This window comes from Methylobacterium sp. GC_Met_2, from assembly GCF_026540795.1.
Lineage (GTDB): Bacteria > Pseudomonadota > Alphaproteobacteria > Rhizobiales > Beijerinckiaceae > Methylobacterium.
In genome coordinates, this window is the sequence record NZ_JALNUM010000006.1 from 26965 (window position 1) to 40438 (window position 13474).

14 protein-coding genes are annotated in these 13474 nt (G+C 63.9%); 6 read left to right on the forward strand and 8 right to left on the reverse strand.

Annotated elements, in window-relative coordinates; all coding sequences use genetic code 11:
* The first annotated feature begins 187 nt into the window (after positions 1-187).
* The 4 genes from OXS49_RS03820 (at position 188) to OXS49_RS03835 (ending at position 4850) form a co-directional block, all read left to right on the forward strand.
* The gene (locus tag OXS49_RS03820) at positions 188-943 is read left to right on the forward strand and encodes a recombinase family protein (RefSeq protein WP_267421952.1); all 756 of its coding nucleotides are present in this window, start codon (positions 188-190) and stop codon (positions 941-943) included.
* 1115 nt (positions 944-2058) lie between these two features.
* Entirely contained in the window at positions 2059-3450 is a 1392-nt protein-coding gene (locus tag OXS49_RS03825; protein ID WP_267421954.1) for a hypothetical protein, read from the forward strand.
* A 390-nt stretch (positions 3451-3840) separates the two neighbouring features.
* The gene (locus OXS49_RS03830) at positions 3841-4404 is read left to right on the forward strand and encodes a hypothetical protein (protein WP_267421956.1); all 564 of its coding nucleotides are present in this window, start codon (positions 3841-3843) and stop codon (positions 4402-4404) included.
* Between the two features lie 14 nt (positions 4405-4418).
* Positions 4419-4850 (forward strand): hypothetical protein, encoded by a 432-nt coding sequence (locus OXS49_RS03835; protein ID WP_267421958.1) that lies wholly within the window; start codon positions 4419-4421, stop codon positions 4848-4850.
* A gap of 533 nt (positions 4851-5383) precedes the next feature.
* On the opposite strand, the gene lpdA is transcribed toward OXS49_RS03835, so the two are convergent.
* The 7 genes from lpdA to pdhA all read right to left on the reverse strand — a co-directional run bounded on the left by lpdA (position 5384) and on the right by pdhA (position 12149).
* Positions 5384-6823, reverse strand: a complete 1440-nt coding sequence (lpdA, locus tag OXS49_RS03840) for a dihydrolipoyl dehydrogenase (RefSeq protein WP_267421961.1) — start codon at positions 6821-6823, stop codon at positions 5384-5386.
* Positions 6824-6878: 55 nt separating this feature from the next.
* Positions 6879-7127 carry a hypothetical protein gene (locus OXS49_RS03845; protein WP_243999707.1) on the reverse strand — a complete coding sequence of 83 codons (249 nt, stop codon included), beginning with the start codon at positions 7125-7127 and terminating at the stop codon, positions 6879-6881.
* 45 nt (positions 7128-7172) lie between these two features.
* Positions 7173-8579, reverse strand: a complete 1407-nt coding sequence (locus OXS49_RS03850) for a pyruvate dehydrogenase complex dihydrolipoamide acetyltransferase (protein WP_267421966.1) — start codon at positions 8577-8579, stop codon at positions 7173-7175.
* Between the two features lie 4 nt (positions 8580-8583).
* The gene (locus tag OXS49_RS03855) at positions 8584-9192 is read right to left on the reverse strand and encodes a Uma2 family endonuclease (protein ID WP_267421968.1); all 609 of its coding nucleotides are present in this window, start codon (positions 9190-9192) and stop codon (positions 8584-8586) included.
* Between the two features lie 15 nt (positions 9193-9207).
* Positions 9208-9495: a DUF5076 domain-containing protein gene (locus OXS49_RS03860; RefSeq protein WP_243999701.1), complete on the reverse strand. Its 288-nt coding sequence runs from the start codon at positions 9493-9495 to the stop codon at positions 9208-9210.
* Positions 9496-9560: 65 nt separating this feature from the next.
* Positions 9561-11003 carry a pyruvate dehydrogenase complex E1 component subunit beta gene (locus tag OXS49_RS03865; RefSeq protein WP_267421971.1) on the reverse strand — a complete coding sequence of 481 codons (1443 nt, stop codon included), beginning with the start codon at positions 11001-11003 and terminating at the stop codon, positions 9561-9563.
* A 54-nt stretch (positions 11004-11057) separates the two neighbouring features.
* Positions 11058-12149, reverse strand: coding sequence for a pyruvate dehydrogenase (acetyl-transferring) E1 component subunit alpha (gene pdhA / locus OXS49_RS03870; protein ID WP_267421973.1), 1092 nt, complete (start codon positions 12147-12149; stop codon positions 11058-11060).
* A 255-nt stretch (positions 12150-12404) separates the two neighbouring features.
* On the opposite strand from pdhA, the gene OXS49_RS03875 reads away from it, so the two are divergent.
* A complete protein-coding gene (locus OXS49_RS03875) occupies positions 12405-12707 on the forward strand; it encodes a type II toxin-antitoxin system HicA family toxin (protein ID WP_243999695.1) in 303 nt (100 codons plus the stop codon).
* Positions 12704-13048 carry a type II toxin-antitoxin system HicB family antitoxin gene (locus OXS49_RS03880; RefSeq protein ID WP_267421975.1) on the forward strand — a complete coding sequence of 115 codons (345 nt, stop codon included), beginning with the start codon at positions 12704-12706 and terminating at the stop codon, positions 13046-13048. Before OXS49_RS03875 ends, OXS49_RS03880 begins: the two co-directional genes overlap by 4 nt.
* A gap of 49 nt (positions 13049-13097) precedes the next feature.
* Here the strand turns inward: OXS49_RS03880 and OXS49_RS03885 are convergent, their stop codons facing one another.
* On the reverse strand, positions 13098-13409 hold the full coding sequence (locus tag OXS49_RS03885; RefSeq protein WP_243927681.1) for a septum formation initiator family protein: 312 nt from the start codon (positions 13407-13409) through the stop codon (positions 13098-13100).
* Between the last annotated feature and the right edge of the window lie 65 nt (positions 13410-13474).

A 13474-nucleotide genomic window follows, 5' to 3' on the forward strand; every position in this document is an offset into this window, starting at 1 on the left:
GTGCTTGGTATTATCGCCAATACAATACCACTTCGACTCCCGCATTTCCACGAATCATTGCTGATTGAACAGTCGATTGACTGAATTTATCTGGCTCGTTCTTGTCAATTGCCTCTTGTCCGGCCTGACTCGCGGTGTTACGTTTTGCTTATCGAACGTAGAACAATCTGTAACGGCAGGGCTCGACATGGCTGAGGGAAGGTTCATCGCCTACTACCGAGTCAGCACGGCTCGACAGGGGCGGAGCGGCCTGGGACTCGAAGCTCAGCGGGAAGCCGTCCGCAGTTACCTCAACGGTGGCGCCTGGTCCCTGGTGGCTGAGGTGACCGAGGTAGAGTCTGGGAAGCGGAATGACCGCCCCAAGCTCGCTGAGGCCCTTCGGCTGTGTCGCTTGCACAAGGCCACGCTCATCATCGCCAAACTGGATCGGCTGGCCCGTAACGTCGCCTTCGTGTCCTCTCTCATGGATAGCGGGGTGGAGTTCACGGCTGTTGATTTCCCACAGGCCAACCGGCTCACGGTTCACATCCTGGCGGCTGTCGCTGAGCATGAGGCGAAGGCTATCTCTGAGAGAACCAGGAGCGCGCTGGCGAGGAAGCGGGAGTGGTACGACAAGCTGGATGAGGCGGCGAAGGATGCGCTCATAGCGGCTGGCAAGCGTACGCGGCTTGGTGGGGACGGAAGTTACCTGGCGACCGCAAGCGAGCGGGGGCGGCTGGAAGGGTTGAGGGTCCGCCAGGCGAAGGCCACGAGTCGGGCTCAGGACCTTGCTGGCATCATTGCGGCGATCCGGGCGGAAGGTGCTGTTTCGCTCCGAGACATCGCGGAAGGTCTCAACCAGCGAGGCATACCGACTGCCAAGGGAGGGGCGTGGGCGGCCGTACAGGTATCCCGGGTACTGGCGAAGCTCGACAACGACGACACCGCTCAGCGGGATTCCTAGGAGGCCTACGGGCCATTCTCCGAGGCATGCCGGGCGCACCCGCCAGACACATGGATGCGTCAAGGGTGTATTTCTCGCAATCTTTTTCGGGGTGAGGGGATCTTCAGTCCTCTTACGAACCGTCCCGTCAGCAGCGCACGGTCAACGACATAGCATACCCTCCGAGTTGCTGAGGGGTTGGACTGCGGGGTTGGGCGTTGATGTTGTCAAAACTGCCTTGGTGTGGGAGCAAATAGAGGCCGTGGGTTGCCCGGGTACTCCGGAGTAGTCCTGTGCGGCTCAACACAATGCAGTTGCCATTCGATGCCAGTACCACCACCAGGCTCGCCACCATTCGACTTCGCTTCGGCCCTCGCTAAGCTGAGACAAGGAGGTCTCGGGACACTTCTCAGCACCATAGGGCTGGGCCAAGGCTCCTCATCTTCGCCACCACCAACACAGCCACCAGGGGCACCAATGCGGCTTCCTGGCGAACCTGACTTCATGGGGCGCCTCCCGTCCCAACCGGGGTACGTCGGGTTCTCTGGACGGCTTTTGGGCGAAGACGGTCTGATCACCCTCCACGGGGGACAGGGGTACAGGCCTCCGGACATGATCCAGGACGCTGACGGGCTCCTGATGAGCAACCCGATGGCAAAGGCCTTCAAGGCACGTCAGGCGGCCGGGGATGACGCTCAGCGACAGGCACAGTCGGATGAGACGGATGCCCTTGTGGAGGAGCTTGGGAAGGTCAAGGCGCGCAAAGACCAGGCCTGGGACCAAGAGTCTGCCTCACGGTCGGCTTACGCTGCTCAGCAATCAGAGGCCGAGAGCCAGGCCATCATGGCGCAGCGGTCACGCAAGTCCACACCGGCTCGGAGTGGTTTCCTGCGGTCAGGCCGAAGCGGGCGCGGGCCAGGTCGCTAAGCGGCCGCGCGGCCAACCTTGGCGCTTCGGGGGCCTCAATAATCAAGACGCCTTCTATCTCTGAAACGAAGTGCGGGCATGGGCCGATCCCCGGGTACCGCTGTGTTCTCGGGGTTTCCTTACGTGGGGGCCTTATGGATATACTACAGGACCCCTTTGGACATAGAGACTAGCAGTCCTCCTATGATGGTATGATAAGGGATATATCATTGATAGAGAACCATGAGGATCAAGAGACCACCCGGGGGACCAATAGGCCCGAAGCTGTGCGTCCTAAGAAGGATGATCCTTGGATAGATGAGTTCCTGTGCGCCCTACCCGGTGCCCTCCTGGCTGTCGTTGATGACGTGATTGCCAGGGTGTCTGAGGTCGAACAGAGAGACAGGAGGCGTAAGGATGATGTTGAGAGGCGCTACAGGCTCCTGGTAGAGGTTGTGGTAGCCAATCTGGCGAAATCCTACCTGACTCACCGTAAGCCGAAGCCCATTGTCGTCTGTAGGGACCACAAAGAGCCGCTCACCATCTACAACAACCACGACCTCCTCAGACGAACTCTCGGCAAGACTCTGGACATCCTACAGAGCGCCGGATTGCTAATTCAGACTGAAGGCTCCTCGACCAAGGGCCTCCGGTCCACCATGCGCATCGCACCGAGCCTTGTGCAGCTTGTCGAGGATCATGGTGTGGACCTGTCATGCTTCGGTAGGTTGGACGGTGAGCCCCTGCTGATTGTGTCCACCAAACTGGATCGTGGCTACCACCAGGAGCCCAAGTCCAAGCTCAGAGACTATGAGCCAACCCCCGAGACCGAGGCCTTGTCCGATCAGGTTGCCCGCATCAACGACCATCTCGTCAAAGCTGACATCCAGTTCCTCCCGGATGGCTTCGGGCCTGTGAACACCCTGGATCGAAGGCTGACACGGCGCTTCAAGTTGCTTCCACGGCAGGAACTACGATTCGACCAGGTGGGAAGGCTCTACGGCGGCTTCTGGATGAACCTGAAGAAGTACCGCAGGGGCAACATCAGGATCGATGGGGAACCGATAGCCGACCTGGATTTCGTGTCGCTCCATCCTCGGCTTGCGTATCGTGGCTTAGGCCTGGAGTGGCCTGATGGTGATCTGTACGACCTCACGGGCTACCTGGACGGCTACAGGCGAGGCAATCCAGACCACCGAGACGCCGTGAAGCAGGGTCTGTGTTCAATCCTGAATGGTGGTCGTGGTGGAGCGGCCCCGGGCCAGCCAAGCCATCTGGATGACCTACCCAGAGGAACGACCGCCAAGAAGCTCCGGGAGGCGCTGTGTCAGAAGCATCCGGGGTTGGTGTCGATTATCGAGCCCAAAGAGCGGTCCAAGGAAATCCTGGGGTACAGCCTCATGTTCACCGAGAGCCGCATCCTTCTGTCGACCCTTGAGCAACTGATGACCTTGAACGTGGTGGCCCTGCCCAGTCACGACGGCCTCTTTGTGGCTCAGAGCAACGCCAGGCTCGCTCAGGAGGTCATGGAGGCGGTTTCTATGGTGTTGGTGGGTATCGCCCTGCCGGTGAAGCTGAAGGACATCCTGGGGGCTCCTGAAGCCATCCAAAAGGCTGCTTAAGATGCATGCCGAGCCGTAATTGTTGAAAAAAGTATGCCATTGGCGAAACGGAGCACTATTGATTTGAGAGGTCGATAGCTGAGCGGGTGGCACAGATCTTCGCAGCTTTCACGGATATGCTCTAGGATTTGCTAGGAAGGCCCAGGGCGGCTGCGAGGAAACGCGAGTAGCAGGTAGCGGCTTAACGCTAGTAGCTGTCCTGCAGCCTCCTAGCGCGGCTATGAGTTGTAAAGACTTTCTGAATGAACGCGGTGCTTACTATGGTGTGGCCGATGCTCACAAGGAACCGGAATGGCACGCCGTAAAACACCGGAGAGAACGGAAACCGATGTTCTGCTAAGTTCAAGGCGGCGTTGTTGTATATGTTATGGGCTGGATCGAGACGTTTCCATGAAGTCTGGTCAAATTGCGCACTTAGACCGTAATAATGCTAACAGTCAGCCGGGTAATCTCGCCTTTATGTGTCTTGAGCATCATGACCAATACGACAGCAGCACAAGCCAGAGGAAGGGTTTTACAATACAAGAAGTTAAGGTATTTCGGGATGAGTTGATTTCCGCGCTTGGCGCTGCCTTGTCTCAAAAGGTTCATTTTGGTTTCTTAGAACTGCCACCCGAAGATCCGAAAGCTGGGCAATATATTCGGGTTGGAACTGGGGAAGATAGTGCCGAGATTATCTTAACGCCATTGCCAGATAGCGCGTATGGCGAGGTCCGATATTTTGTGACCGGCTTTGCGATATGGGGGCCAGAACGGCAGTATGGTCCAAATACGGGCGAGTGTGAGTACATGATGGCGCTTCGGAGTCCCGAGTATGCAGTCTATTATGGGGACAACGGGCACACGATGGCCTTCAGGTTCGCGGAAGACATTGTGATTGTAGAAGAGGAAAATTGGCTTGGTATTTATGGCATGAACGTTACTTTCGCCGGAACATATAAGCGCGTGAGATGAATTGACTCTGAGCTATGCGTATTGTATTTGCCGTTCTAATCTCTGTGATGTTGCTTGGCGGTTCTGCGTCAGCCGAGAAATTGGTTGCTGTATGCACCGATATCGGTGGCTACCGGGTGGATGACACGAATGGTCAGCTTGTTGGGAGGTTGGATAAGCTCACTGATGTCTCGTGGTCATACACTGGAGACGACGACACATCGGAGGGCTTGCTGATCCTCCAGAGTTCCAAGTCTGCTGGGGGCCGTGTGGTGACCGAGAAGGCCTATGTGAAACGGATGCTGACGGGTCACTGGAGCTTCGTGAGCGTGCTTGATGACGCCACCTGGGTTCACACGATCTATCCACGATCAGGCAAGCTACTAGTCACCCAGAACACCAGCACGGCTATGTCAGAACTCTCAGGCAAGATGCTGACGGGCGTCTGTAAGGTGACGGTCCGATAGCGGTACGCCACGGCGCTCACGGCTTGCGGCTGCTATTCCGTCCCAATGGCTCGGATCGTGGTGTGAAGCGCCTCAGAGCCTTCCAGAAGGCCACCAGGGAGAAACCTGCCAACCAAGACCCTAGGATTGCCATGTGAGCCCCGCGCCAGAACGGAGGCCAATCCAGCAGGTAGCGGAGCCTGTGGGACGATGGTGTCCAGGAGGGATCTGCGTAGGTCGGGGCGGACCACAGCATCAGCGAACCCACAGCCAGCAGGAAGAGACCTCCTCCAGCGGCCTTCAGGCGGTCCCTCAGTGTCGGTGGGAAGTCGTCAGGCTCCAGCAGTGGCATGGCGCATCATAGCGCTTTGAGGGACCACTGAGGCCAGTATGTGTGCTCCAGTCAGGATGCTCGCTGGCACAATCTGGGCACAGTGAGAGCCGGCTTCCGGCCCTCCCCTGGCTGTCCCGTGGCTTGACCCAAGGTCCGATAGCCACCTAGGCTCCTTCGGCTAACAGCTTGTTTTGAAGGAGCTTTCGGTCAGCTTCAGGTCTTACGAATGGATCACCTTCCCATACGCATCCAGCACGCTCTCGTGCATCATCTCGCTGAGCGTCGGGTGCGGGAACACCGTGTGCATCAGCTCCTCCTCGGTGCTCTCCAGGTTCATCGCCACCACGTAGCCCTGGATCAGCTCGGTCACCTCGGCGCCGACCATGTGGGCGCCGAGCAGCTGGCCGGTCTTGGCGTCGAACACGGTCTTGATCAGCCCGTCCGGCTCGCCGAGCGCGATCGCCTTGCCGTTGCCCGCGAAGGGGAAGCGTCCGACCTTCACGGCAAAACCCTGCTCCTTGGCCTTGGCCTCGGTCAGCCCGACGCTGGCGATCTGCGGCTGGCAATAGGTGCAGCCCGGGATCTTGGCCTTGTCCATCGGGTGGGTGGGCAGGCCCTTGATGGTCTCGATGCAGAGGACGCCCTCGTGCTCGGCCTTGTGGGCGAGCATCGGCGGGCCGGCGACGTCGCCGATGGCGTAGAGGCCGGGTACGTTGGTGCGGCCGAGCCCGTCGGTCGCCACGATCCCGCGGTCGATCGTCACTCCGAGCTTTTCGAGGCCGATGCTCTCGATGTTGCCGACCACGCCCACCGCCGAGATCAGCTTTTCCGCGGTGATCTGCTGGGACTTGCCGTCGCCGCCCTCGATGGTCGCCGTGACCGAGTTGGCGCCCTTCTCGACCTTCGTGACCTTGGCGCCGGTGAGGATCTTGATGCCCTGCTTCTCGAAGCGCTTGCGGGCGAGGCCTGCGATCTCGGCATCCTCCACGGGCAGGATCTGCGGCAGCAGCTCCACCACGGTCACCTCGGCGCCCATGGTGCGGTAGAACGAGGCGAACTCGATGCCGATGGCGCCCGAGCCCATCACCAGCAGGCTCTTGGGCATCGCCTCGGGCACCATGGCCTCGTAGTAGGTCCAGATCAGCTTCTTGTCGGGCTCGATCCCGGGGATCGCCCGGGGCCGCGCGCCGGTCGCCACGATGATGTGCTTGGCCTGGTAGGTGCCGGCGCCCTTGGCGCCCTTCGGTGCCTCGGCGCGCTTGGTCTCCGTCACGGTGACCTGGCCGGGCTGGTTGCCCTTGGCGGCGCTGTCGACCGCCGCCTCGCCCCAGATCACGTCGACCTTGTTCTTCTTGAGCAGCATGCCGACGCCGCCGTTGAGCCGGCCCGAGACGCCGCGGGAGCGCTTGACGATGGCGGCCGTGTCGAACCCGACCTTCTCCGCGGTCAGGCCGTAATCACCGGCGTGCTGGAAATAATGATAAATCTCGGCCGAGCGGAGCAGCGCCTTGGTGGGGATGCAGCCCCAGTTCAGGCAGATGCCGCCGAGATGCTCACGGTCGACCACGGCGGTCTTGAACCCGAGCTGTGCCGCCCGGATCGCCGTGACGTAGCCGCCGGGCCCGGCGCCGATGATGAGGACGTCGTAGGTGTCGGACATCGTGTCTCAGCTCTCCGCTGTGTGGCGCGCGCCCGCACCGTCGTTGAGGCGGCGATCAGGACGAGGTCTCCAGCGCGCTCAGCCGCTGCTCCATGGCCTTGATCGTCTTCTTGATCGATTGCAGATCCGCCTTCGCCTGCGTGCCGAGGCCGGTCTCGTAGGCGACGTAGATCTCCAGTTCTTCGAGCTTCTCGGTATGACCTGCCAGGGTCGTCCTGATCGCTGCGACATCGCGCTTCACCTCGGCGATGTCGCTCTGCATCCGTTGAAGGACCGGCAGGACCAGATCGGTGACTTCGGACACGCGACTCTCCATTGACCGCTCACACGATCATAGCAGAGTCCCCCCTCACACCAGCATGCCCATCGGGTTCTCGATCAGCCCCTTGAAGGCCGAGACCAGCTCCGCGCCGAGCGCCCCGTCGAGCACCCGGTGGTCGCACGACAGGGTGGCGGTCATCACCTGCGCGACGGCCGGGGCCCCGTCCCGCACGACGATGCGCTTCTCGCCCGCGCCCACCGCCAGGATGCTCGATTGCGGCGGGTTGATCACCGCGGTGAAGTGCTTGATCCCGAACATGCCGAGGTTCGACACCGAGGTGACGCCGCCCTGGTACTCCTCGGGCTTCAGCTTCTTGGCGCGGGCGCGGGCGGCAAAGTCCTTCATTTCCTTGGAGATGGTGGACAGCGTCTTCTCATTGGCCCGGCGGATCACCGGGGTGAACAGCCCGCCGTCGATCGCCACCGCGACGCCGACCTCGGCGTTCTTGAAGCGCAGGATCCGGTCCTCGGCCCAGACCGCGTTGGCGGCCGGAACGCGGGTCAGCGCGAGACCCATCGCCTTGATGACGAAGTCGTTCACCGAGAGCTTGAAGGCGGGCTTGCCGTCCTTGTCCTTGCCGGCGGAGGCGTTCAGCGTCTCGCGCAGCGTCATCAGCGCGTCGAGCTCGCAATCCACCGTCAGGTAGAAGTGCGGGGCGACCTGCATCGCCTCGGTGAGGCGCTTGGCGATGGTCTTGCGCATGCCGTCGAGCGGCACGTCCTCGTAGGAATCCTTGGCGAAGAAGCCCTTGACCTGATCGGTCGTGAGCCCGGCCGGCGCGCCACCCGCGGGCGCGGCCTTCGGGGCGGGAGCTGCCGCCTTCGGCGCCTCGGCGGCGGCCTGGGGTGCGGGAGCCTTGGTGGCGCCGGAGGCCTTGGTGGCCTGGACGTCGCGGGCGATGATGCGGCCATGCGGACCGCTGCCCTGGACGGCACCGAGTTCCACGCCCTCCTGCTTGGCGATCCGGCGGGCCAGCGGCGAAGCGAAGACCCGCCCGCCGGAACCCACCTGCGGCGTCCCGCTCGGCTGCGCACCCTCCGGCGCGGCGTTGATCCGCTCGTACGACATGTGGCCGCCGCCGGGCGTGGTGTTCTGGTCGGCCGCCGACGCGTCGGCCTGGGGCTCCGGTTTGGCCGCCCCGTTGGAGGCCGTCTTCGGCGCACCGCCGGCCTGGACGCTCGCCGGGTCCTCGCCCTCGGCGGCGATGATGGCGATCAGGTCGTTCACCGGCACGTCGGCCGTGCCCTCGGGCACGAGGATCTTGGCGAGCACGCCCTCGTCGATCGCCTCCACCTCCATGGTGGCCTTGTCGGTCTCGATCTCGGCCAGCACGTCGCCGGACTTGATCGCGTCACCCTCTTTCTTCAGCCACTTGGCGAGGTTGCCCTTCTCCATGGTGGGCGAGAGCGCGGGCATCAGCACGTTGATCGGCATGGCATCAGGTCTCGGGCAAGGCCGGGGCGGCCGGATCGTCGAAGGGCGGATTGTCGAAGGGGAACAGGTCGTCGAAGGGGAACGGAACGGCGTCGAAGGGCGGCAGGGCCACGGTCTCGCCGCGCTGGATCGTGGCAAGGAGCACCCAGCGGCCCTTCTCAAGCGCGAAGCCTTCCAGCACGCCCTCGCCCGGATCGAGCAGCCAGAGGTGGCCGATCCCGGCCTCGCCGTAGATGCTGCGTTTGCGGCCACGGTCGAGGCGGATCGTGGACGGCGAAAGGATCTCGCAGATCCAATCCGGAGGCGTTTCGATGTAGGCATCCTCGGGTTCGGTCGGCATCCGCTCGCGGCGCCAGCCCGCGAGATCGGGCACGACCACCTGGGATCCCAGATGAAGTTCAGGCTCGATGATGAAGACCCATCCACCAGGGCCGCCACGGCCGCGTGCGAATGGCCGATCCAGCTCTCCCGACAGGCGGGCCGCGGCAATGCCATGCCGCGGCCTCGGCCGCGGATGCGTCTCCAGCACACCGTCGATGATCTCGGCGACGCGATGCTCGGGGACCGCTTCGAGATCCGCGTAGGTCGCTTGCCGGACGGCCGCCTCAGCCATGGTCGCGTGCCATCGCTAGTTGAGGCCGCCGGGGTCGAGCCCCTCGGCCTCCCACCCGGCGCGGATGCGCTCGATCGCCTCCTCCTCCGATAGGTCGGTCTCCAGCGCGTAGGCGCGGGCGGCCTGCCGGGCGAGGTCGGCCAGCAGCCGGCCCCAGGTCGCCGGATCGTCGAAGGAGCGGCGGAGCGCGACGCTCACCGCGCCATCGACCACGGCGGCGCGCAGCACCTCGACGCCGCCCTGTTCCCGGGCGTCGGGCGGGATCGCGAGTTCGGCGAAGTCGCTGCTGGTATCCTGGCTCATGGCGCGCCGGCTGTTCCTCGACCCCCTGCCGGGACGGGGCGGGACCAGGCCCGCCCACGCACCGGTCACTTGTAGCAGACGCTCTTGGCCGCCTCGACGACCTCGGCCACGTTCGGCAGGGCCAGCTTCTCGAGGTTGGCCGCGTAGGGCATCGGCACGTCCTTGCCGGTGATGCGCAGGACCGGGGCGTCGAGGTAGTCGAAGGCATCGACCATCAGGCGGGCGACGATCTCGGCGCCGATGCCCGATTGCGGGAACCCCTCCTCCACGGTGATGCAGCGGCCGGTCTTCTTGACCGACCGGACCACCGTCTCGGAATCCATCGGACGGATCGTGCGCAGGTCGATCACCTCGGCCTCGATCCCCTGCTCGGCCAGCACCTGCGCGGCCTTGAGCGCGTAGGTCATGCCTATGGCGAACGACACGATGGTCACGTCCGTGCCGGGGCGGTGGATCCGCGCCTTGCCGATCGGCAGCACGAAATCGTCGAGCTGCGGCACCGGGAAGGACTGGCCGTACAGGATCTCGTTCTCGAGGAAGATCACCGGATTCGGATCGCGGATCGCGGCCTTGAGCAGGCCCTTGGCGTCAGACGCCGTGTAGGGCGCGATCACCTTCAGGCCCGGCACGTTGGAGTACCACGCGGAATAATCGTGGCTGTGCTGGGCGCCGACCCGGGCGGCCGCGCCGTTGGGGCCGCGGAACACGATCGGGCAGCCGAGCTGGCCGCCCGACATGTAGAGCGTCTTCGCCGCCGAGTTGATGATGTGGTCGATCGCCTGCATGGCGAAGTTGAAGGTCATGAACTCGATGATGGGCTTCAACCCGGCCAGCGCCGCGCCGACGCCGATGCCCGCGAAGCCGTGCTCGGTGATCGGGGTGTCGACCACCCGCTTGGCGCCGAATTCCTGCAGCAACCCTTGCGTGATCTTGTAGGCGCCCTGGTACTCGGCGACCTCCTCGCCCATCACGAACACGTCGCCGTCGCGGCGCATCTCCTCCGCCATGGCGTCGCGCAGGGCCTCGCGCACGGTGGTGGTGACCATCGGCGTGCCGGCCGGGAATTCCTCCATCACCGGCGCGTCGGCCTTGTTGGTGATGATTGCCGGTGCCGCCGGCGCCCGCGGGGCGTCGTCGCCGGTCTTCGACGCCGGGGCGGCCGTGTCGGCCATGCCTTCGGCCTGCATGTCGGGGGTCGGGGCCGGATGGCCGCCGGCGCCGTTGGGCTTCGGCGCGCCGCCCGACTGGACGCTCGCCGGATCCTCGCCCTCGGCCGCGATGACGGCGATCGGCGTGTTGACCGCGACGCCCTCGGTACCCTCCGCGATCAGGATCTTGGCGAGGACGCCCTCGTCGATCGCTTCCACCTCCATGGTGGCCTTGTCGGTCTCGATCTCGGCCAGCACGTCGCCGGACTTGATCGGATCGCCCTCCTTCTTCAGCCACTTGGCGAGCTTGCCCTCCTCCATGGTGGGCGAGAGGGCGGGCATCAGGATGTCGGTCGCCATGCTCAGCTCTGCGGTCGTCTTTTCGGTCGGGGCGGCCAGGGTTTCAGGATCGCGCTAGGCGTGCGCATCCAACAAGATATCGGTCCAGAGCTCGGACGGATCGGGCTCGGGATCGTTGGTGGCGAACTCGGCCGAGGCGTTGACGATCTCGCGGACCTTGGCGTCGGTCGCCTTCAGATCGGCCTCCGGCACCCCGTGCAATTCGAGCAGGCGCTTGCGCACCATCTCGATCGGGTCGTGCTCGTCGCGCATCTTCGAGACCTCGTCCTTGGTCCGGTACTTGGCCGGATCGGACATGGAATGGCCGCGATAGCGGTAGGTCTGCATCTCCAGGATGTACGGGCCCTGGCCGGTGCGGGCGTGCTCGATCGCCCGTGTGGCGGCCTCGCGGACCGTGCGGACGTCCATGCCGTCGACCTGCTCGCCGGGGATGCCGAAGGAGAGGCCGCGCTTCGAGAAGTCGGTCTGCGCCGAGGCCCGGGCCACCGAGGTGCCCATGGCGTAGCGGTTGTTCTCGATCACGTAGACCACAGGCAGCTTCCACAGGGCCGCCATGTTGAAGCTCTCGTAGACCTGGCCCTGGTTGGCGGCGCCGTCGCCCATGTAGGTCAGGCTGACCTTGCCGTTCTCCCGGTAATGGTCGGCGAAGGCCAGCCCGGTGCCGAGCGAGACCTGGGCACCGACGATGCCATGGCCGCCGAAGAACTGCTTCTCGCGGCTGAACATGTGCATCGAGCCGCCCTTGCCGCGGCTGTAGCCGCCGCGGCGGCCGGTCAGCTCGGCCATGACGCCCTTCGGGTCCATGCCGCAGGCCAGCATGTGGCCATGGTCGCGGTAGCCGGTGATGACCTGGTCGCCGTCGACCGAGGCCATCTGCATGCCGATCACCACGGCTTCCTGGCCGATATACAGATGGCAGAAGCCGCCGATCAGGCCCATGCCGTAGAGCTGGCCGGCCTTCTCCTCGAAGCGCCGGATCAGCAGCATCTCGTGATAGGCGTGGAGATCTTCATCGCGCGTGAACTGCGGCATGTTGGGCGCCGCCGGCTTATGCGACTCGGCGGCCTGAGGACTTCCGGCCTGAGGGCTCGCAGCCTGCGATGACCCGGACGAGGCGTCCTTTGCGGGCTCCTTGGCGGCATCCATCGGCGCTCTCCCCGTGATTCCACGCGACTTCGTGGGGGTGTAGGACAGCGCCGGTTGGAAAGCGAGGGTCGCCGCTCTGACAGGAAGCCGTTGTTGTCAGAAGGCTTTCGGGACTGCATCGCATCGGGGGGCGAACGTCCTGAAACCGCTCGCGCGTATCCTGAGGCCTATGCTCGGAGCCCAGCCCAAACGCCGATCCTGTCAAAGCAAGCATTTTCTGCTTGAATCTCGATCAGGCAAGCGCATTATGCTTGCATGAACTCTCGGCACCGCAAGACGCTGACGCGGGTGTTCACCGACCCGGTGTCGGGGACGATCGAGTGGAACGCGGTTGAAGCGTTGCTGGTCGCCGCGGGCTGCGTGGTCGTCGAGGGATCCGGTTCACGCGTGCGGTTCGCGTTCGGCCCCGAGGGCGAGCACGTCGAGACGTTCCACAGGCCGCATCCCGAGAAGGAAGCCAAGCGCTACCAGATCAGGGCGGCGCGGGCGTTCCTGACGAAGATCGGGGTGGTCCTGACCGAGGCGCCGGACGCGAGCGAGGAAGGATCGGGCAGATGAGCAACGTGCTTCGATACAAGGGCTACGCCGCCCGGGTCGAGTTCGACGCCGACGATCACGTCTTCGTTGGCACCATCGCTGGCATCAGCGATGGCGTGGGCTTTCATGCCGACACTGTTACCGCTCTGGAGGCGGCCTTCCGCGAGGCGGTCGAGGACTATGTCGAGACCTGCGCCAAGGTCGGCAAGGCGCCCCAGCGCCCCTATTCCGGCAGCTTGCAGTTCCGCGTCTCGCCGGAGCTTCATGCCAACGTGGCCCGCGCCGCGGAACTGTCGGGCAAGAGCCTCAATCAGTGGGGTGAGGAGGTTCTTCGAAGGGCCGCCGACGCGGACGCCCCCTGATCACAGCGCACGCGACCGCGATGGTCACGCGGGTCGCGGAGGCTGGTCATCACGGCGTGATGATGACGACGTCGTTGGCGTGGACCCGCCCGAGCACGATCCGCGCGCGCTCTTCCAGGAGGTCGCGGTCGATCTGATCGCTCTTGAGGAGCGCCACCCGGTGCTCCCAGGTGGCCCGCTCGGCCTTCACGGCGTTGAGTTCCTGGGTGAGCTGGTAGGCGCGGATCTTGAGGACCTTCTTGGCCTCTAGGCCGCGGTTGCCGCTCTCGGCCTGCCACACGAAATAACCGACCACGAGTGCCGACAGGGTCCAGAGACCCAGCGGCAACACAACCATTCTGACTCGGCGGCGCACGACCATGGCGTGACCCTCGCGCGGAAAGGTTAACGGATCACGTCGATCACGCACGCGACCGGCACGAACAG

Coding starts and splice junctions, on each gene's coding strand:
- OXS49_RS03820 (WP_267421952.1), top strand. CDS start 188: ATGGCTGAGGGAAGGTTCATCGCCTACTACCGAGTCAGCACGGCTCGA.
- pdhA (WP_267421973.1), bottom strand. CDS start 12,149: ATGGATGCCGCCAAGGAGCCCGCAAAGGACGCCTCGTCCGGGTCATCG.
- OXS49_RS03880 (WP_267421975.1), top strand. CDS start 12,704: ATGAGCAACGTGCTTCGATACAAGGGCTACGCCGCCCGGGTCGAGTTC.
- OXS49_RS03875 (WP_243999695.1), top strand. CDS start 12,405: ATGAACTCTCGGCACCGCAAGACGCTGACGCGGGTGTTCACCGACCCG.
- OXS49_RS03830 (WP_267421956.1), top strand. CDS start 3,841: ATGAAGTCTGGTCAAATTGCGCACTTAGACCGTAATAATGCTAACAGT.
- lpdA (WP_267421961.1), bottom strand. CDS start 6,823: ATGTCCGACACCTACGACGTCCTCATCATCGGCGCCGGGCCCGGCGGC.
- OXS49_RS03865 (WP_267421971.1), bottom strand. CDS start 11,003: ATGGCGACCGACATCCTGATGCCCGCCCTCTCGCCCACCATGGAGGAG.
- OXS49_RS03835 (WP_267421958.1), top strand. CDS start 4,419: ATGCGTATTGTATTTGCCGTTCTAATCTCTGTGATGTTGCTTGGCGGT.
- OXS49_RS03855 (WP_267421968.1), bottom strand. CDS start 9,192: ATGGCTGAGGCGGCCGTCCGGCAAGCGACCTACGCGGATCTCGAAGCG.
- OXS49_RS03850 (WP_267421966.1), bottom strand. CDS start 8,579: ATGCCGATCAACGTGCTGATGCCCGCGCTCTCGCCCACCATGGAGAAG.
- OXS49_RS03860 (WP_243999701.1), bottom strand. CDS start 9,495: ATGAGCCAGGATACCAGCAGCGACTTCGCCGAACTCGCGATCCCGCCC.
- OXS49_RS03885 (WP_243927681.1), bottom strand. CDS start 13,409: ATGGTCGTGCGCCGCCGAGTCAGAATGGTTGTGTTGCCGCTGGGTCTC.